The organism is Peribacillus sp. R9-11 (assembly GCF_031345095.1).
Lineage (GTDB): Bacteria > Bacillota > Bacilli > Bacillales > DSM-1321 > Peribacillus > Peribacillus butanolivorans.
The window spans coordinates 2,189,504-2,208,312 of sequence record NZ_CP133763.1; the positions used below are offsets into that span (position 1 = coordinate 2,189,504).

Below are 18,809 nucleotides of genomic sequence, written 5' to 3' on the forward strand. Positions count from 1 at the left end.
AAGAAAAAAGTGATCCTTAGAAGATGTCGTAATTGACTCAAGGAGTATGTAAAACAGCCAAAAAAGAGGATATTTCCCGGCATTAAACATCAAAGGGTGCTATTCATTTGTAATTTGGAGTTAGCTAATTAAGTTAGATCTACTTTATCAGTGATATCGTTGGTTGCTTAAGCATCTGCTTGCTGTTGAAATTGATCATGTAGAATAGCTTTTGTTTCAGCACGAAAGTTTTTTTCTTTTGATATGAGGATCGAGGTGTGTTCGAATTCTAGTTTTAATTCTTAACACTATCTTTAGTTGTTATCGCTGGAAGACTATTGTCCAATGCTTATACTTGGGCAATGCACTTTGAAAATCGTTCAGTTTTAGCCAACTAATAAACCAATATGGTACTTTATTACAGATAAGAGGGATGGCTAACGTCAGAAAACTGACTCTCAAAGTTTCTAGGAAGTAGTTTTTACACCAGCCTTTTTATGACCTTCTTCTAAAGTCGTACACGTCCTCAAAAAAGCTAACTCTTTTAGCTTTCCTTGTCTTGTTCAAGTCCGCTCCTCACTTATTAACTCCATAAGATCCGGTCCTAAAAATTGTCGCTCCCGAACATCTAACTCTTTTTGTTCTCCTTTTTGAACACTCAATTATTGCGAATAATGAATTTATTGTATTTTCAATATTTACAGTTAATATTTGAAATGGTAGTATAGCAATATCTATTAAGAGTTATCGAATTATAGGGTTTTTTTAGATAAATCATTTTTTTATAATAATGAAAGTTTATCTAACTAAAATATTATTATTATAGTAAGAATATTTTGTATATATTTTTCTTTAGGGGATGATGATGATGAGTATCAAAAATCTTTCAAATTCATTAAAGCCAGCTGAAATAGTAGAGCAAACATCTGGAATATTTGAAGAAGCTGTGAGATTAAGAAGAATGATCCATGAAAATCCTGAGCTTGGATTTGAAGAGCATAAAACGGCTGAAATTATTGCGAATTATTTAAAAGGGCTTGGAATTGAAGTGACAACGGGAGTAGCTAAGACAGGTGTTGTTGGTATTCTTCGTGGAGAGAAAGAGGGTCCTGTGCTTGCTTTACGAGCGGATATTGATGCTTTACCTATTCAGGAGAAAACAGATGTAAGCTACATATCTAAAAATCCTGGGGTTATGCATGCTTGCGGACATGATATGCATACTGCAATGTTACTATCTGCCGCTAATATTTTATCTCAAAATAAGCATAATATTTCGGGTACGATAAAATTCATTTTTCAACCTGCTGAAGAGATGAAGGGCGGTGGAATAATGATGGTTGAGGAAGGTGTATTAAATAACCCTCCCGTTGACCATGCTTTTGCTTTTCATGTTTGGCCTGAGTTAGAAACTGGAATATACGGTTTTAGAAATGGTGCGATTATGGCAAGTATGGATTCTTTTGATGTTATTTTAAAAGGTAAACAAGGTCACGGGGCAGCACCTCATCAAGGAGTAGATGCTATTGTGGGCGCTGCTCATGTTGTAACAGCTCTACAAACAATTGTTAGCAGAGAAACAGATCCAGTAGATTCTGTTGTTATTACAATCGGAACAATCGAAGCGGGAGATGGCTATAATATCATTCCTGAAAAAGCTAGTTTTAAAGGAACTGTACGAACACTTAATGCGAACACTCGTAAGGAAGTTGCTGAAAGTATTCAACGAATTATCGAGGGAGTAGCTTCCGCTCTAAAATTAGAAGTTGAAATAAACTATAACTTTACAGTGGGGTATCCTGTTACAATGAATGATCCAAAATTTAATGAACATACTGCTTCTATTGCTACTGAATTATTTGGAGAAAACTCAGTGCAGTGGTTGAGTAAACCAAGTATGGCAAGTGAAGATTTTGCTTTCTATCTAGAAAAAGTTCCGGGTACATTTGTATTCTTAGGAGTAGGAGAAAATCCAGAGGATCCTATGAAGCTACATAGTGACGTATTTTTACCAGATGAAAAAGCGATGATCCAAGGGATTTCTCTTATCGTTGGACTAGCATTAAATACTACTGAAAAAATTCAATAAGTTAAAAAATAATAAGCAATAATAGTGTTGCTTTTCCCTTTTAGAATCAGCACTATTTGTAGAAAAGGAGTGTAAAAAAAGTGCAAGAAAATTCTCTGCGTAATTGGAAAATTCATTTATTTGTTTTGATATTAGTCTGTGTTACAGAATTTATCGGCGTAAAAACGTTTAACATCGGGATTGGAGCTATTGCATTATTTCCAATGTTGTATGCATTAATTATCGGAGCGGTTATTAGTTTACCTTCTTTAAAAATTTTAAAAATGAAAGAAATGAATGTAGCCGCCAATATTTTAGGAATTTCATTCATGCTTTTTGTAGCCAAATTGGGAATGTTAATGGGGCCATCATTGCCGAAGATATTTGATGCGGGGATTTCTTTAGGATTACAAGAAGTGGGGCACTTTGCAGGGACAATCCTATTAGGTTTACCAATTGCTTTACTTCTTGGAATGAAAAGAGAAGCAGTCGGTGCTACTTTTTCAATTGATAGAGAACCTAACTTAGCTATTATTGCTGAAAAATATGGCTCTGATTCACCAGAAGGACGGGGAGCACTTGGAGTATATGTTTGTGGTACTTTGTTTGGGGCTTTATATCTGTCAGTGTTAGCAAGTTTTTTGGCTCAAACTGGTTGGTTTCACCCAATTTCACTAGCCATGGGTGCCGGTGTAGGTTCAGGTAGTATGATGGCTGCCATGTCTGGAGCATTAGCCGTTATATTCCCAGAATCCGCAAAGGATATCGCAGTTTTTGCTGGTGCTGCTAACTTAATTACAACAATTTTAGGAACGTATATTTGTGTATTCTTTTCTCTTCCTTTTACAAACTATTTATACAACAAATTTGAACCTATTTTAGGGCGAAAGTCAAAAAAAGATCAAATGAAAAATATTGGAGCATAGGACATAAAGGGGAGATTTTATATGAAAGATAAAATATTGACTTTTATTATTATTGGAATAATAGCCATTATGGGAAATTGGGTTGGATATAATGTTTCACCTATTGACGCATTACCAGGTATGATGATCATTGTTGCTGTTACGATATTAGGGTTCTTTTTCGCAAAAATCATCCCTATTAAACTACCAATTGTTGTTTGGGTTTCAATGATAGCATTATTGATTACAACGCCGATTTTTCCAGGAAACGCATCAATCATAAAAGTAACGGAACAAGTTAATTTTATGGCCTTGGCAACACCTATTTTGGCGTATGCCGGCCTATCTTTCGGGAAAGATTTGAAAGAGTTTAAAAAATTAGGATGGCGTATAGTTGTTATTTCACTAGTTGTATATACAGGAACATTTTTACTGTCAACTCTTGTTGCAGAAATTGGTTTTAGATTAACTGGTAAATTTCATTAAGTATTCGTGATTGTGCTGATCCGTATTTGACTTAAAACCAAGGAAACGAAAAATCGAAAGAGTTTATGGCGACTTTTTAACGTATATTGAAGGTGTCTTCGCTGTATGAGATGTCAAAAGAGCAGCACAGTTTTACCTTAATATTAATAGCTAATAAAATGCCCGATTCTAATGTGGTGGAATCGGGTATTTTTTATGCAAAGGAAGTAATAATTTCTCCAACAAGAACTGATGTATTAGCTTCCTGCGCTTGGTATCTAATTCCCAATGGATATGATATATGAATAGCAGAATATCATTCGCAAGATAATCTTTTAAACATCAATGTAGACAGAGGTTTGCAGCTGTTTAGTTATGTATTTTCCTAAGAATATTTCATATTATTAAAGAAAAAACCCTCTACAAAATAAAAGCAAAGAATCAACTGCAGAAATTAAAAAGGGGACTGGGAAAATGGAGAGTAAATCTTCGTTAAAAGAACATTTGTGTCAATTGGAGGAGACTTTGTTAAAACCTGAAATCCGTACATCTCCTGAAGAACTTTCAAAATTGTTGAAAGATGATTTTTTTGAGTTCGGAAGTTCAGGTAACGTATGGTATAAAAGGGATTGCTTTGGAGACGAGGGAATTGGCGTTGGAACAATGACATTAAGTAATTTTGAAATACATCAATTGTCTGAGGATACAGTGTTAACTACCTATTGAATTTATAATGAAATAAAAATGGAACATACATTACGAAGTTCAATCTGGAAATATAGAAATGGTAGATGGCAAATGTTTTTTCATCAAGGTACAAAAACAAAATCACCCCTTTAATCTTATTCAACTAAACGGCGCAATTGTTCAAAAAAGAGCTGTGAGGATCACTCTATTTCTAATGCAAAATAAACGGGCAGGAAAGCTGAATTAATGGAAACTTCCCCCTTTTTAATTCGTATAAAAAGTAATAAGAAATAAAGTTGTCCTTGGGAGGTCTGAGGGCGGATTACGGATTACGGATTATTGGTATAGCTCTTTTACTTGTGTCGTACTTAGTAGCTGTGAAAAAACAAACATGGTTTTTAGCTGGATTTAATGAAAAAATGATTAAAAACAAGTCTTTGTTAGGCACAATAATAGGTGGAGTTTTTTTTCTACCCTTAGGATTGTTAGTAGTCATCAATAGTTTTATTGACTATCCTTATGAAGTAAAGGTTCTTATAATTGCTATGTTGGTTTTATTAACAATTGTGTACGTATTTATCAATAGAAGATTACTTCATTAATTCAACTAATGGTGATTTACGTCCTTACCAGGAGCTGTTTGGCAGCTCCTTTTTTATGGAACTAAAGAGACAAGTTGGCATTAAAACAATATTTTGTGTTCTTGCAGTAAAAGAACGTTGATTAATGGTTTAATTAAGTAATGATTGAACCAGTTAAAGAATAGATAATAGTTTCATTGTTTTTTTTACGATTTGCTCTATTAAAACTTGAGAGGAGGGAAATTCAATGGAAAGAGAATTTCCTATAATTGAAACAAGAAGATTAATCTTACGAGAAGTAATAATAGAGGATGCTAAAGATATGTTTAAATATCTATCCGATAAAGATGTTGTGAAACCTATGGGGTTAGTACCTTGCCAAACAGTAGAGGACGTATGGGATGAAATTAGGTGGTACAAATCTATATACGAAGAAGGTACAGGAATTAGATGGGGAATTACACTAAAAAATTCTGGTAAGGTAATAGGAAGTTGTGGTTTTCTTAATATGCTTACCAAACATTATCGAGCTGAAGTTGGATATGAATTAAGCAAAGATTACTGGGGAAAAGGGATAGCTAGTGAAGCATTGGAAGCCGTTGTTAAGTATGGTTATCGCCACTTTCAGTTAGAAAGAATTGAGGCTCTAATTGAACCTGCTAATCTCCCATCACAAAAACTAGTAGAAAAGCAAGGCTTTAGAAGAGAGGGCTTGCTGAGACATTATGAATTTACATGTGGTAAATTCGATGATTTATATATGTACTCAATCATAAAAGAAGATCTCACTCTTATTTAAAATAGGCTATGTTAATGAGTCATGTTGTTTTTATTTTTAAACAAAGACCTTCGTAATTGAAGGTCTCCTAAAATGTGTAACGTATTCAACTACTTCTTCTTATAGACCCAGATAAAATAATATACTGCAAGTGAAGTTAATCCAACATTCGTATATATGAAAAATATTCCACCATACCATATATTTTTTTCAGCAAGTGGGTCGAAAATATAATGTAAAAAATGATATATTGCCACATACAATATGCAAACATACCAGAATACTTGCTCTTTTCCTGAATTGAATTTTTTACCAAGTTGAAGAATAACAACCCAAAGCACGAGTATTAATGATATGCCAATTAAATTGAAAGGGTAAGTTACAAAATAAAAAATGTATGCACTATAATAAAACGCAATAATGGACAACAAAAGCATTAATAGTGATTTTCTGGATTCTTTTCGTGTAATAAAAATATATAGACCGACTAAAATACCAACACAAGAATAAATGTAGTGAAATAAATTTTCCATTTCAAAACCTCAAATTTAGCAACAAATTTTTATTTTTTTCGATAAATAACGACATTCTTATACTATTATAGGTTAAACTGCTCGGAAATAAAGAACTTTCAACAATCATTTTACTCACTGTTTCGTTATCTCTACGATGTTTAACAACATCTAAAAAATGAAACCAACTCAAATAATTGTCGAGGTATTTTGTAGCCACGCCATTTAATCGTTGCATCCAACCTTTTAATCGGCTGTGATAATTGTTTACATTTTGGATATGATAAAGTCCTTTAACTAGTTCTGTTCCGTCTTTGGTTTGAAATAAATCAATTGTAAAACTTCACCTAAGTTGGAAGCCTCCTTTTTTTCCTATATGTTTAATTATTATACAGAACTAATGTTCGTGAAGCGATTTTGTCCAATAAGGTAGACTCTCTAAAATGATTATTTGCACCCAATTGGTTGAACTTCTTGAACTATAGGGGCAGAATTAGTTTAAGAGGGTTAATGAGGACGCTTATGATAAAATTATTAATAAAATAATAATGCAAGGAGTTTTGTAAGTGCTTAAAAATAGAAAAATAATAGTAACAGGTGCGGCTTCTGGAATCGGAAAAGAAATTGTCAAGCAATGCTTATATGAAGGTGCTTCAGTAATAGCGTGTGATATTAATGAAGAATCTCTATATGATTTAAAACGGTCAATGGATGACCGAAATGTTTTACATACATATCAGTTAGATGTAAGTAAATATGAAGAGGTCGCAAATTTTTTTGAATATGTTGAAACAGAACATTCCAACGTAAATGGTTTAGTTAATAATGCAGGAATTTATTTGGCAAAAAATATAGTGGACTATCAAGTTGATGAAATTGATAAAGTCCTAGATATAAATGTAAAGGGATTCATTTATTTCTCGCAAATGTTTGGGAAGAAATTGTTACAAACTCAACGCAAAGGAGTGGTCGTGAATATGTCGTCAGTTTCAGGCATAGAAGGCAGTTCAGATGCGGTTTATGGGTTATCAAAAGCTGGCATACTAGGATTAACTAAAAGTTGTGCAATGAATTTTTCGCCATATATCCGAGTTAATGCTGTTGCTCCTACTATGGTTAACACTCCAATGATGGGATCTATACCTGATTGGAGAAAAGAGGAGTATTTAAAGCACGGACTCATCAATACACCTGTTATGCCTGAAGATGTTGCTGATACTGTTGTCTTCTTATTATCCGATAAATCCAAGCATTATACAGGTGCAACATTTGATATTAATAATGGAGGATATTTAAGGTAGCTTTAGCCCTTATTAAACATTCGAGCAAATTTTGTTAAACCTGCAGGAAGTTATAAGAAGAAGCGAAATTATTTAGCGGCCAATACCAGGGTATATTCGTAATTTATGGGATAACTATTAGACTAGTTAAGAACAGCAGGTGTACATAGACAAAAAATAAAGGATTGTATTTACTTAACTCCCAAATTCCTTGGTTCAATACTGTTCCCGAACAATAAAGTTGTTTAAAAAACAATGAAGTTATTTGAAAATTTCGTGTATTTAATCCGTGCACTTATCCTCAAATGACAATAAAGTTTTTCAAGGTTTGTTGTGACATTCTTGTAACATAGATTTACTACAATATGTTGTGAGGTGATCATATGAGGAATGAAAGTAAGATAAAAGTATCAAAGAAGATTTATAGAAGTGTGATGTTTTTGATTTGTATATTCGTTCTATTTGTTTCAGGGTGCAGTGCGTGGGAAGAGAAAGATGAAAAAGATGTAAAAGGAATTACAAAAATTGCTTTTTGGGATGAGCAGAGAAAAGGAACAAATTTTATGAATTCCACATCTTTACCGGGTAATTATGAAGCAGCTAAAGAATTTAACATTGAATACATTCGTTTAGCTCCGGATAAATGGGCGAAGGATAGAGACTTTTTATTTAATGATCAGGCTGATGCTAATCCTAATAAGGATTTTTTAATAGGGAATGCCGATCAATATGAAGGTATCGTTGAAGAGGATTTTACTAAGTTGAAAGCGGACTTGGATGCGGCTTACGAGCGTGGGTCAAAAGTTGTGCTGACGGCTGAGTCTACCGGGCAATCGATGGAGACAGTTTAACGATTATAAAAATGATGATCGCATCTGGCAGGATTTCAGTTACCATGAACAATCAGCTCAGTTTTGGAGGGACCTTGCGAGTAGGTTGAAAGATCATCCAGCTATTATTGGTTATAATCTTATCAATGAACCGCATCCTGAAACGGCTACAGGGTTTAATGATTTTTGGACAGAGGACTATCATGCATGGTACAGCAAAGTTGAAAACACAGCTGCGGATTTAAATAAGTTATATGAAACGATTGTGCAATCTATTCGAACAGTAGATTCTGAAACGCCAATCATATTAAATTCAGGTCTGTATTCGACTCCTTGGGCATTTCAATATTTGAAACCAATGAAAGACGATAAAGTGTTATATGCTTTCCATATGTACGAGCCTTACGAAATGACCAGAGTACCCTGGCAAAGTAAAAGTTGGTGAAGAACAGACAGAAAAAATGTTCAATAAAGAAGCACTGCAACAATTTTTAGAACCTATTGAAAAGTGGGCGGAAGAACATAATATACCGGCTAATCGCATCATTGCAGAAGAATTCGGCATTAATCGGATGGTAAAAGGATCGGATCAATATTTATCAGACTTAATTTCCATTTTTGATGAGTATGGCTGGCATTGGGCTTTCTATGCTTTCCGTGAAGATACGTGGGAAGGCATGGATTATGAATTAGGTGATCAGCCGCTTAAGTGGAAATACTGGGAGGCATTAGAGAATGGTAAAAGACCGAACCGAGAAGACATACAGGTAGTTAATCAGATTTGGAATACATTAAAGCAAGAACTTAAGAAGTAATAGGCATCATAATGAAATAGTAGGTGAAACCTATAAAATGGTTTTCACCTTTTTGTTTTGAATGAAATAAAGTGGATTTGTGAGGAGAAAGGAGATAAGCGGCTTGAACATTTTAATTGCCGATGATGAGAAGCAAATGACATTCATCTTAAAGACATATTTTGAGAAAGAGGGATTCACTGTTTTTGCCGCCAATGATGGAGAAGAAGCGCTCGACCTTTTTTTCTCCGAGAAAGTCGATCTTGCGGTGTTGGATTGGATGATGCCGAAGATAAGCGGCATAGAGGTTTGTCAAGAAATCAAGAAAACAAGTTTGGCAAAGGTTGTTATGCTAACAGCGAGGTCTTCCAACGATGATGAATTCAGTGCTTTGGATATTGGAGCGGATGAATATCTCAGAAAACCATTCGATCCCCGTATTTTGATTCTTAGAGTCAAGAAAATATTACGTATGGAGAAGTTGATCGAAATAAGGAATTTAAAGATAGATTTACAAAGGCAGAAAGTCTTTAGAGAGGGGGAAGAATTGACTCTTTATAAAAAAGAGTTTGATTTACTGCGATACTTATACGAAAACAAAGGACAGGTTTTGTCTAGGGAAGTTTTGTTACCGTCAGTCTGGGGCATGGATTATGTCGGCGAAGAAAGGACGGTTGATACTCACATCAATAGGTTGCGTGACAAAATTGGAGCTGAGCATATTATCACCCACAGAGGAACAGGATATAGTTTTTATGATAAAAATGAATAAAATAAGCAAAAAACTATTAATGATGGTAAGCATCATTATGTTGTTAGTCTTCGGTATATCTTATTTATTGAATAATTATTTCTCGTCTGATTATTACTTGTATAAAATGAAACAAAGGCTCACCTCCATTTATTTTGAAGTGCAGAACTTGAGTATAGAAGAATTAGTAGAAGCAGAACAAAGCATTGAGAACAATAATAACGTTACAATTGTTATGGTTGAGAATCATGGTAGCACGGAAGAGATCAATGATAATGTTCAATTTGCTTTGTTTAAGGATAAAATCGTACTGAATAAATTTTGGATTACAGATGAGACTTTACAAAAAGTAGCTAAAGGGCAAACGGTCAAACTGTTATTCAATCAAGGGAAACTGAAGTCCAGCTTATTAACAGTATTATATGAGCAGGAGAATCAGTTGATCTTGCTAGGAACAGTGGTTGTGCATAATACGGATGCTTTACAAATTGTAAATCAATTGAATTTATATTCCATTCTACTAGGCATTATCATTAGTTTATTGTTGGTCGCATATTTCTCTCAAAAAATTATTACACCATTAGAGAAATTAAAGAGTGTAGCGAAGGACATTTCCAATCTGAATTTTAAACAAGTCGAGATTAAATCAGGTGATGAAATTGAGGAATTGTCTTATAGCATTAATGAGATGAGTAATCGCTTGAAAAATGCCCATTCTGAGCTAGTAAAGAAAAACCAAAGCTTGAACACGTTGATATCTAGTATATCGCACGAAGTAAAAACACCGTTATCATTAATACAAGCCTATACGATTGGGATAAAAGATGGGTTAGATGATGGAACATATACGGATGTCATTCTGGAACAAGTAACATATACCTCTGAAATGGTCGATTATTTAATAAAACTGTCTAAAGTGCAAGCGATGAAAGTGAACAAATCAAAGTTTGATTTAAGAGAGCTTCTTCAAAAAGTTATAGCCCAATATAAAATTACTTTGCAGAACAATCATTTACATGTAAGGAGCAATCTTGATTCAATTGAGAATTTTAGTATTGAAGAAGATATGAGTCAAATGGAGATAGTATTTCATAATTTGATTAGCAACGCTATCAAGTACGGCGAAGAAGACTATTTCGAAATATTACTAACGAATGATAGAGATAACGAACTAAAATGTACAATCAAAAATAAGACAACCCGTGTACAGCAAGAGCATTTAACTCAAATTTGGGATTCTTTCTATGTGATAGAAGAATCGAGAAACAAAACATTCTCAGGAACTGGACTAGGCCTATCTATTGTGGCTACTATTTTAGATGAAAACGAATTGTCGTATGAAGTGAAGCTAGAGGATTCGTATATTAGTTTTAGTATATGGTTTCATTTGAATTTAGCTTGAAAGCATCACCTTTTTAGGGATGCTTTTTTTGTTTGTTATATTGCTGTGACATAAGGCAGTTATGATAATGAATGAAAGAAGAGTGCAGCATTAAATAACAAATATATAAATGATGTTAAATGGGAAGGAGAGACAAGATGGAAAACGGAAAAGTAGCATTTGTGGCAAGTATCTTACTGGTGGCGTTGATTTACTTCGCGTCTGTTAAAGAGATTGCTATTCCAAGAGAGAAAATAAAAGAAATTCAAATGATTGTCGATGAAACAAGCCATGGGAAAGTACAAGTAGATTGGCGAAACGTAGCCGCGGTCGTACATACTGAATATGGTCTTAATTCTGTATCTAAAAATGAAATAAAAAGCATTACAGCTCGTTTTATAGGAAAAAGGGAGAATAACTATATATTAAAGGATATGCAACAAGTGACCAAGGATATGAAATACAATCAAAAGCAAAAAAAGCGTGTTAGCTCGTTCCTGAAGCAATTATCTAGTGAAGGGGACATAGCAGCGAAAAACAAAAACAATAGTATGCAACGATATTTTATCGAGAGTATTGAAGAGGCAGCGATCTCTAATTATAAAGCGTACAAAATCCTGCCTTCTATTACAATCGCACAAGCTATACTGGAATCGAATTGGGGAAGATCACAATTATCAACGAAGTATCATAATCTTTTTGGAATCAAAAGCTATAATTGGAACGAGAAAACAGCGAATTTAAGTACGAATGAGTTTTATAATCAGACCATTAAAGATGATTTCAGGGTGTATGAGGATGTATATGAATCCATAGAAGATCATGGTTTATTCTTATCTGAAAATCCTCGTTACAGAAAGCATGGATTGTTTTCTTCCAACACATATATGGAGCAGGCTCTGGCTTTACAAGAAGCTGGGTACAGTACGATAGAAAATGAAGAAGGTGAGAGAATATATAGTAAGCAATTAATAGAATTAATTCAGCAGTATCAGTTACAGTTGATCGATAGTAATGTTCAGCTTAAATATGCATGATTTCTTCTTTACGTAGAAATGGGTGAGTTGGATATTATCCCCTATAGGTAGATAGTGTAAAAAGACCATAAAAAAAGATGTAGGTTTTCAGTTACCTATAGAATTATGTAGTTTATGTTAATATCTTCTAGACATATTTTGCAATTCCTTGTTTAATTTTAAATGACTTTATTGTAAATGAAACATTTTTATTGTCACTATACATAAGGGAGTTGCTTTGACAGCTCTTTTTCTTATGGTGCTAAACCAGCTAATAGTTTGTCAACATTTTTCAATGAACACTTAAAATATTTCATGCTATTTAGTTATACTTTTAAACTATGCTAGATCTTGGAAAGTCGCTTATTTAAAGGGCTTTCCTTCTTTACGTTTCTTATCATAGAACTCTCGTAATCCCTTGTTCCGAGGGATGATTTCATCTTTCGTTCTCTTCTTGCGACAATCACGAATGGTACAACGAACTGCCATAAAATGAAAATACACTATTTTGTTGTTTTAGTTTTATCCTCAGTTTTATTGTTAGGGTGTACTTCGAAGCAAAAGAATTACAATGTTACGAAAGCAGAAGTACATAAAGGCCCAAAGGAAAAAAGTAATAAATCAAATTCTAGTTCTAAAATTATATTACCTAACAACAATTCAAAACAAACACCATCATTCACTGTAAATGAAAAATAAAAGATGTAATAATGCTATATGAAATAAGGGGTGAAAATCGGAAATTTGATTTTTTCGAAAAGCCTTTGTAGGAATGGCTTTTTTGGACAATGGATGAACAGCTTCCGCTAGGCGAGTTAAAAGTAAAAGCAGTTCAAGATGAAAGTGGTAAGAGTATAACAGCAAAAGGAGTGATAGTAAAAGAAGAGACACCTATAAAAGAATTATCTAAAGATTATACCCAAAAGCCAGTTACTATTAATAAAATAGTGAAAATATGTTGACGAATGATATGTATCCGCTTACAATGATACTTAGTTATTAGTATATTTAGAAAATTAAAAAGAATTATCAGCATGACAATGGTATTCGACAAAAGAATCGGGTGTCATGCATCATGTACGGATTAGCGGGACAAGTCTTATTAACAAGCGATCTAAAACGAATGAATTGGCATTATGGAAAAGGAAAAGTCGGTTCAATGGAGTAGAAAAAATAGTAGTGGCCATTGAGACGTCAGCAATAAGACTGGGATTAGTCAATCCCGATATTTATCGTGATATGCATGTTCTGTATCATGCGATTATCGAAGCACTGCATGGAGTGACACGCGGCCAAGTCGAGCTTGGCGGTCTTTTGAGGACGGCGGGACTTCGGTTTGCTATCGTTCGAGGCAGGCCGTTTAAAAACGGGGACGAAGGAATGGATTGCTGTCGCCGTGTATGGAACGATTGGAGCACAAGTTCGGGGATTTGAACATGAACCGGTTAGCTTGGGAATTAACCACATTTAAATAATTAAAAGCCTATAGTTATTTAGTGAAATAGGGGGCTGTATTGACGACTGGATAAGTCTGTCAATATAGCCTCCTTTTTGTTTGTTTTAAAAAAGGAATAAGGGGTGTAGGAAATGATTATGTTAACGGGCCAATCTTTAACAATTGAAGAGGCGAAAAAAGTATTGTATGGTAATGCGTTTGTCGCGGCTTCAGCCGATAGTGTTAAGAAAGTGGAAAAAAGTAGGGAAGCTGTTGAAAATATCGTGAAACAAAAGAAAGTAGTCTATGGTATTACAACCGGTTTTGGAAAATTCAGCGATGTGTTGATTGATGCAGGGGACGTAGAGCAGCTGCAGTGGAATTTGATTCATTCCCATGCATGCGGAGTAGGAGAACCGTTTCCTGAATTGGTTTCAAGAGCTATGGTTCTTCTCCGCGCCAACGCGCTATTAAAAGGGTTTTCCGGCGTTCGTCCTGTTGTCATTGAGCGTTTGCTTGAGCTTTTGAATGCGCATATCCATCCGGTCATCCCTCAGCAAGGCTCTCTAGGGGCGAGTGGGGACTTGGCGCCTCTTTCTCATTTGGCACTTGTATTGATGGGAGAGGGCGAAGTGTTCTATAAAGGGGAGCGAATGGAGGCCATCATAGCTTTATCGAAAGAAGGCATTCTTCCGCTGACACTTAAAGCAAAAGAAGGTCTTGCTTTGATTAACGGAACGCAGGCCATGACGGGAATGGGACTCGTCAATTACATCGAAGCTGAACAGCTGGCCCATCAAACTGAGGCGATTGCTTCAATGACGTTAGAAGGGTTACGCGGCATTGAAGACGCCTTTGATCCGGATGTTCATCTAGCTCGCGGTTACCGCCAGCAATCAGAGGTCGCGGAACGGATCCGCCGCATGATCAACGGTAGCCAGCTCATCACCAAGCAAGGGGAACTACGGGTACAGGATGCGTATTCTCTCCGCTGCATCCCGCAAGTGCATGGGGCATCATGGCAAACTCTCGATTATGTAAAAGAAAAATTGGAAATCGAAATGAATGCTGCAACGGATAATCCGCTTATTTTTGATGATGGTGAAAAGGTTATTTCAGGAGGCAACTTCCATGGACAGCCGATTGCATTTGCGATGGACTATATGAAAATCGCTGTGGCCGAGCTTGCGAATATTTCAGAGCGCCGTATTGAGCGACTCGTCAATCCTCAGCTGAATGATTTACCACCATTCTTAAGTCCGGAACCTGGCTTGCAGTCGGGAGCGATGATCATGCAATATTGTGCCGCTTCACTCGTCTCTGAAAATAAAACACTCGCACATCCTGCAAGTGTGGATTCCATACCATCTTCAGCGAACCAAGAAGATCATGTAAGCATGGGAACGATTGGATCCCGACACGCCCATCAAATCATTCAAAATGTTCGTCGCGTTTTGGCGATTGAACTCATTTGTGCCTTGCAGGCGGTGGAATACCGTGGAACAGAAAAGATGGCTCCATTTACAAAAGAGTTGTATACGGAAGCAAGAAAGCTTATTCCAAGCATTACACATGATCGTATCTTTTCAAAAGATATTGAAGCAGCGGCAAGCTGGTTACATCAAATCGATTGGAATTCATTTATTCATAGGAGCTTACCCACCAAATAATAGTATGTGAGGGAGTAACCGAATTTTAAAAATGCATGCGAAGCTTTTTCTATAAAGGTTAGGCTAATAAGATCAAAAAGTAGTCCTTCACTGGGTTTTTATGTCAGCTATTCTAGTTGCGTAATGCTACACAGACCCCTATATTCCAAAAAAAGTTAATAATATGTTTTAATAACGGCCGTGATAAAGAAAAATCGGAAGAATTATACCTATTGATAGAGTGATTTCCTTTGCTTTATTGATTCAAGATAAAATTGCATTATTGGAGGGGAATCTAATTTGGAAAATCAGCAATTGCAACTGCCTGCTAAAAATGAACAAAACCAGCCGTCAAATACTTTACAAAGAAAACTAAAAGCGCGCCATCTAACGATGATTTCGTTGGGCGGTGCGATTGGAACAGGGCTTTTTCTCGGCAGCGGGCCGGCCATTCACACTGCAGGACCTGGAGGGGCTTTGGTCGCTTATGCCGTTATTGGTATAATGGTTTATTTTATTATGACAAGTCTCGGAGAACTAGCATCATTTATGCCTGTAAGCGGAGCTTTCAGTACCTACGCAACGCGTTTTATTGATCCAGCACTTGGGTTTGCGCTTGGTTGGAATTATTGGTTCACTTGGGCGATGACGCTTGCCGCAGAACTATCTGCCGCAACGATGGTTATGAAGTTTTGGTTTCCTCACAGCCCGTCATTGTTATGGAGTTCTTTGTTTTTAGTTTTGATATTCTTGTTGAATTACGTATCCGTTAAAGGGTATGGAGAAGGGGAATATTGGTTTTCGCTCATTAAAGTGGCGACCATCATAATTTTTATCGTTGTCGGTATATTGATGATATTCGGGATTATGAATGGAGAGGCGATTGGTTTTAAAAACTTCACAGTTGGCGACGCTCCGTTTGCCGGTGGTTTTTTAGCAACATTGGGTATTTTCATAGCTGCTGGTTTTTCTTTTCAAGGGACAGAAATAGTTGGTGTTGCAGCCGGCGAGAGTGAAGATCCGGCAAAAAATGTACCACGTGCAGTTCGCAGCATCTTTTGGAGGATTTTCCTATTTTACATCCTAGCGATATTTGTAATTGGATTGATAGTTCCTTATACGAATAGCAGTCTGCAGGGACATACGATCATGGTTAGTCCGTTTACGATGGTGTTTGAAAAAGTGGGACTGGCATTTGCTGCTTCCGTGATGAATGCTATCATTTTAACAGCCGTACTATCCGCAGGTAATTCGAGTCTTTACGTGACAAGCCGAATGTTGTACTCAATGGCAAATGAAGGGCTGGCACCGCGTATTTTTGGGAAGCTCAACAAACGCGGCGTTCCCATTTGGGGACTGGTTGTAACTTCACTTGTAGGGATGTTGGCATTTTTTGCTTCCATTTTTGGTGATGGAGTAATATATATTTGGCTGATGAATGCAGTTGGAGTCACTGGATTTATATTTTGGCTGGGTATAGCTGCCAGTCATTACCGGTTTAGAAAAGCATACATTGCTCAAGGTTTTTCACTGGACGATCTTCCTTATCTTTCAAAATGGTTTCCTTTCGGACCGATATTTTCATTTATCCTTTGTTTTTCGGTTTTATTGGCGCAAAACTATCAAGCCTTTATCGGAGATCACATTGAGTGGGCGAGTGTAATTGCTAGCTATCTTGGTATCCCATTATTTTTGGTGATGTGGCTTGGCTATAAATTTATTAAGAAAACTAAAGTAATTCCGTTAGAAGAATGTCAAATTGATTTCGATGAACACAGGAATGCAAAATAGACATAAGATCCCTTTTAAGAATTTATTCGAATTAATTATTAAATAAATATAACTTTCGTTGTTAAGAAAAGTTCCCGATGATTTATACTATTTGATGCTTTCAAATAAAAATTATTTACTTATTGGCTTTTAAAAAGTGCAAGAGTTTACAAAAGGGCTGCTGATGCAGTCCTTTTTTTGTATAGCTAAATGGGGAGGAAAGTTCCTAAATATTACATACACTAATATAATAGTATAGAGGAGACCCATTTATCTGGACAGCTTTTATAAACACCATGCAATTTGATTTAAGTGAATTATTCCGTGAATACAGAACATTAACAAAAAAGTGAGCAGGTTTAAAATCAAGGATGTGAAAAGGTGTCTACTTTAGTGACAGTTACAATTCAAATTGTTGTAGTGGGTTTTTTAAACTATTTTTCAATCCATGTTTTTAACCTTTGGCAAAAAGTTCTTAAAAATAATGATAAAGTTTTAGAAGATAGAAGCAAAAGAACATTAATAATAAAAAGTGACATTGACTCAAACAATTCAGCTATAAAAACAAAATAATTTGAAATAAGAGTGGAGGAGTTGCTGAGGCAACCAATTCTTATGGAGGTGCAGGATAGTTAAAGCGTGCTGTTTGACCTTTTTTCAACAAATGGGCGAGATTTTAAAAATGGTAGGAATTCTTTCTTAGTCTCTTCACACATATAAACATATATTTACCTTTGTTATCATAAAGCTTTATAAAAAAAGAATGAAATACAAATAAAGGGAAAAGGTACCTCGATATCGTATAAAACATATGTAATTCGTTTTTTTACTAACTAGTCATTTGTTGCTTAAGCAACAACATTAATAGGAGTGAAGATAATGGAAGCGGCGGTAGAAAGTATTTTTACAAATGAAATGGTGGAATTGGCCGGGCGTTTTTTTCAAGTGAGTGCAGAGAGTCCAGTAAAACTTGGGGATGCAGAAAACTATGTATTTGAGGTTTACCGGGATGGAACACCATTCATCTTGAGATTGACACACCAATCACATCGTACAAAAGAGCAAGTGCTTGCTGAGTTACAGTGGATTGAGTATTTACAAAATGATGGAAGTGACATTCCGAAAGTTATTCCTTCAACAGAAAATAACTTAGTTGAAATTGTAACGGGTCTTGATGGGACAAATTTTTATTGTTGTCTGTTTGAAAAAGCACCTGGAGTAAGGATGAAAGTAACTGATGAAAATTTTAACGAACATTTATTTTTTGAATGGGGGAAAACAATAGGCCAACTACATAAAAAAACAAAAAGTTACAAGCCTGGAACAGAATATAAAAGATTGAATTGGTATGAAGAAGAATTATTGAATGCAACACTCTATCATGTTGATGTTCCAGAGCAAGTGATACACCAACAAGAATTAATTATTAAGAAATTAAATGCTCTTCCAGTTCATCAAGATAACTTTGGATTGATTCATTCTGATATTCATCACGGCAATTTCCATTATCATGAAGGTAAGATTTATGTTTTTGACTTTGATGACTGTTCTAATCACTGGTTTGCAAGCGATTTGGCAATACCTCTGTATTATTTTATGTGGAGCTTAGAACGTGAGGGCGTAAATGACCTCGATGGATATGCTACCGAATTTATGAGGGAATTCATAAAAGGATATGAGACAGAAAATCACCTTGCACCTGAAGATTATGAAACAATACCTCTATTTTTAAAGTTAAGAGATCTAACTTTATATAGTTTTTTCTATAAAAAGTACGATATAAAGAATACAGATAGTCAATTAAACAAAACAGTTCAAAAAATTGAACGGAGAATAAAAGAAAGTCGTACTATTGTTCACTTCGATTCGAACGTGATTTTTTAAGAGATTGAAGGTTCGCATGGAACAAATAGGAATAGTTAGGTAGG

Annotated in this window: 14 protein-coding genes and 5 pseudogenes; 17 read left to right on the forward strand and 2 right to left on the reverse strand. The window is 35.4% G+C overall.

Annotated features, from left to right (window positions below; translation table 11 throughout):
• The first annotated feature begins 847 nt into the window (after positions 1–847).
• The 6 genes and pseudogenes from RE409_RS10730 (at position 848) to RE409_RS10755 (ending at position 5,484) form a co-directional block, all read left to right on the forward strand.
• On the forward strand, positions 848–2,068 hold the full coding sequence (locus RE409_RS10730; protein WP_201249717.1) for a M20 metallopeptidase family protein: 1,221 nt from the start codon (positions 848–850) through the stop codon (positions 2,066–2,068).
• 80 nt (positions 2,069–2,148) lie between these two features.
• Complete coding sequence (locus RE409_RS10735) at positions 2,149–2,973, forward strand: DUF3100 domain-containing protein (protein ID WP_056523451.1); 825 nt, start codon at positions 2,149–2,151, stop codon at positions 2,971–2,973.
• Positions 2,974–2,994: 21 nt separating this feature from the next.
• Positions 2,995–3,438 (forward strand): hypothetical protein, encoded by a 444-nt coding sequence (locus RE409_RS10740; RefSeq protein WP_201181137.1) that lies wholly within the window; start codon positions 2,995–2,997, stop codon positions 3,436–3,438.
• A 453-nt stretch (positions 3,439–3,891) separates the two neighbouring features.
• Positions 3,892–4,257, forward strand: a pseudogene (locus tag RE409_RS10745) (DUF4440 domain-containing protein).
• 149 nt (positions 4,258–4,406) lie between these two features.
• A complete protein-coding gene (locus RE409_RS10750) occupies positions 4,407–4,706 on the forward strand; it encodes a DUF3784 domain-containing protein (protein WP_397444180.1) in 300 nt (99 codons plus the stop codon).
• A 226-nt stretch (positions 4,707–4,932) separates the two neighbouring features.
• Positions 4,933–5,484, forward strand: coding sequence for a GNAT family N-acetyltransferase (locus RE409_RS10755; protein ID WP_201181130.1), 552 nt, complete (start codon positions 4,933–4,935; stop codon positions 5,482–5,484).
• Positions 5,485–5,997: 513 nt separating this feature from the next.
• On the opposite strand, the pseudogene RE409_RS10760 reads toward RE409_RS10755, so the two are convergent.
• A pseudogene (locus tag RE409_RS10760) lies at positions 5,998–6,288 on the reverse strand (hypothetical protein); the annotation flags it as partial.
• A gap of 253 nt (positions 6,289–6,541) precedes the next feature.
• On the opposite strand from RE409_RS10760, the gene RE409_RS10765 reads away from it, so the two are divergent.
• The 5 genes and pseudogenes from RE409_RS10765 to RE409_RS10785 all read left to right on the forward strand — a co-directional run bounded on the left by RE409_RS10765 (position 6,542) and on the right by RE409_RS10785 (position 12,048).
• Positions 6,542–7,276 (forward strand): SDR family NAD(P)-dependent oxidoreductase, encoded by a 735-nt coding sequence (locus RE409_RS10765; protein WP_201181129.1) that lies wholly within the window; start codon positions 6,542–6,544, stop codon positions 7,274–7,276.
• 362 nt (positions 7,277–7,638) lie between these two features.
• Positions 7,639–8,900: pseudogene (locus RE409_RS10770) on the forward strand (glycoside hydrolase family 5 protein).
• Between the two features lie 103 nt (positions 8,901–9,003).
• Positions 9,004–9,651 carry a response regulator transcription factor gene (locus tag RE409_RS10775; RefSeq protein WP_201181125.1) on the forward strand — a complete coding sequence of 216 codons (648 nt, stop codon included), beginning with the start codon at positions 9,004–9,006 and terminating at the stop codon, positions 9,649–9,651.
• Positions 9,635–11,032 carry a sensor histidine kinase gene (locus RE409_RS10780; protein WP_201224915.1) on the forward strand — a complete coding sequence of 466 codons (1,398 nt, stop codon included), beginning with the start codon at positions 9,635–9,637 and terminating at the stop codon, positions 11,030–11,032. The genes RE409_RS10775 and RE409_RS10780 overlap by 17 nt, the downstream gene beginning before the upstream one ends.
• A 137-nt stretch (positions 11,033–11,169) precedes the next feature.
• The gene (locus RE409_RS10785; RefSeq protein WP_201249715.1) at positions 11,170–12,048 is read left to right on the forward strand and encodes a glucosaminidase domain-containing protein; all 879 of its coding nucleotides are present in this window, start codon (positions 11,170–11,172) and stop codon (positions 12,046–12,048) included.
• A 345-nt stretch (positions 12,049–12,393) separates the two neighbouring features.
• On the opposite strand, the pseudogene RE409_RS10790 reads toward RE409_RS10785, so the two are convergent.
• Positions 12,394–12,519, reverse strand: a pseudogene (locus RE409_RS10790) (IS110 family transposase); the annotation flags it as partial.
• A gap of 296 nt (positions 12,520–12,815) precedes the next feature.
• On the opposite strand from RE409_RS10790, the gene RE409_RS10795 reads away from it, so the two are divergent.
• The 6 genes and pseudogenes from RE409_RS10795 (at position 12,816) to RE409_RS10820 (ending at position 18,765) form a co-directional block, all read left to right on the forward strand.
• Positions 12,816–12,989 carry a hypothetical protein gene (locus RE409_RS10795; protein ID WP_157443890.1) on the forward strand — a complete coding sequence of 58 codons (174 nt, stop codon included), beginning with the start codon at positions 12,816–12,818 and terminating at the stop codon, positions 12,987–12,989.
• Between the two features lie 113 nt (positions 12,990–13,102).
• Positions 13,103–13,498 (forward strand): annotated as a pseudogene (locus tag RE409_RS10800) (HutP family protein).
• A 116-nt stretch (positions 13,499–13,614) separates the two neighbouring features.
• Complete coding sequence (hutH, locus tag RE409_RS10805; protein ID WP_309558947.1) at positions 13,615–15,132, forward strand: histidine ammonia-lyase; 1,518 nt, start codon at positions 13,615–13,617, stop codon at positions 15,130–15,132.
• Between the two features lie 372 nt (positions 15,133–15,504).
• On the forward strand, positions 15,505–16,902 hold the full coding sequence (locus tag RE409_RS10810) for an amino acid permease (RefSeq protein WP_201183326.1): 1,398 nt from the start codon (positions 15,505–15,507) through the stop codon (positions 16,900–16,902).
• Between the two features lie 360 nt (positions 16,903–17,262).
• The gene (locus RE409_RS10815) at positions 17,263–17,454 is read left to right on the forward strand and encodes a hypothetical protein (protein ID WP_201224913.1); all 192 of its coding nucleotides are present in this window, start codon (positions 17,263–17,265) and stop codon (positions 17,452–17,454) included.
• Between the two features lie 306 nt (positions 17,455–17,760).
• A complete protein-coding gene (locus RE409_RS10820) occupies positions 17,761–18,765 on the forward strand; it encodes a phosphotransferase enzyme family protein (protein ID WP_309559259.1) in 1,005 nt (334 codons plus the stop codon).
• The last annotated feature ends 44 nt before the right edge of the window (positions 18,766–18,809 follow it).

Excerpts from the sequence above, each read along its gene's own strand:
- hutH (WP_309558947.1), top strand. The coding sequence starts at position 13,615 with ATGATTATGTTAACGGGCCAATCTTTAACAATTGAAGAGGCGAAAAAA.
- RE409_RS10755 (WP_201181130.1), top strand. The coding sequence starts at position 4,933 with ATGGAAAGAGAATTTCCTATAATTGAAACAAGAAGATTAATCTTACGA.
- RE409_RS10740 (WP_201181137.1), top strand. The coding sequence starts at position 2,995 with ATGAAAGATAAAATATTGACTTTTATTATTATTGGAATAATAGCCATT.
- RE409_RS10810 (WP_201183326.1), top strand. The coding sequence starts at position 15,505 with ATGATTTCGTTGGGCGGTGCGATTGGAACAGGGCTTTTTCTCGGCAGC.
- RE409_RS10820 (WP_309559259.1), top strand. The coding sequence starts at position 17,761 with ATGGAAGCGGCGGTAGAAAGTATTTTTACAAATGAAATGGTGGAATTG.
- RE409_RS10785 (WP_201249715.1), top strand. The coding sequence starts at position 11,170 with ATGGAAAACGGAAAAGTAGCATTTGTGGCAAGTATCTTACTGGTGGCG.
- RE409_RS10795 (WP_157443890.1), top strand. The coding sequence starts at position 12,816 with ATGGATGAACAGCTTCCGCTAGGCGAGTTAAAAGTAAAAGCAGTTCAA.
- RE409_RS10780 (WP_201224915.1), top strand. The coding sequence starts at position 9,635 with ATGATAAAAATGAATAAAATAAGCAAAAAACTATTAATGATGGTAAGC.
- RE409_RS10730 (WP_201249717.1), top strand. The coding sequence starts at position 848 with ATGAGTATCAAAAATCTTTCAAATTCATTAAAGCCAGCTGAAATAGTA.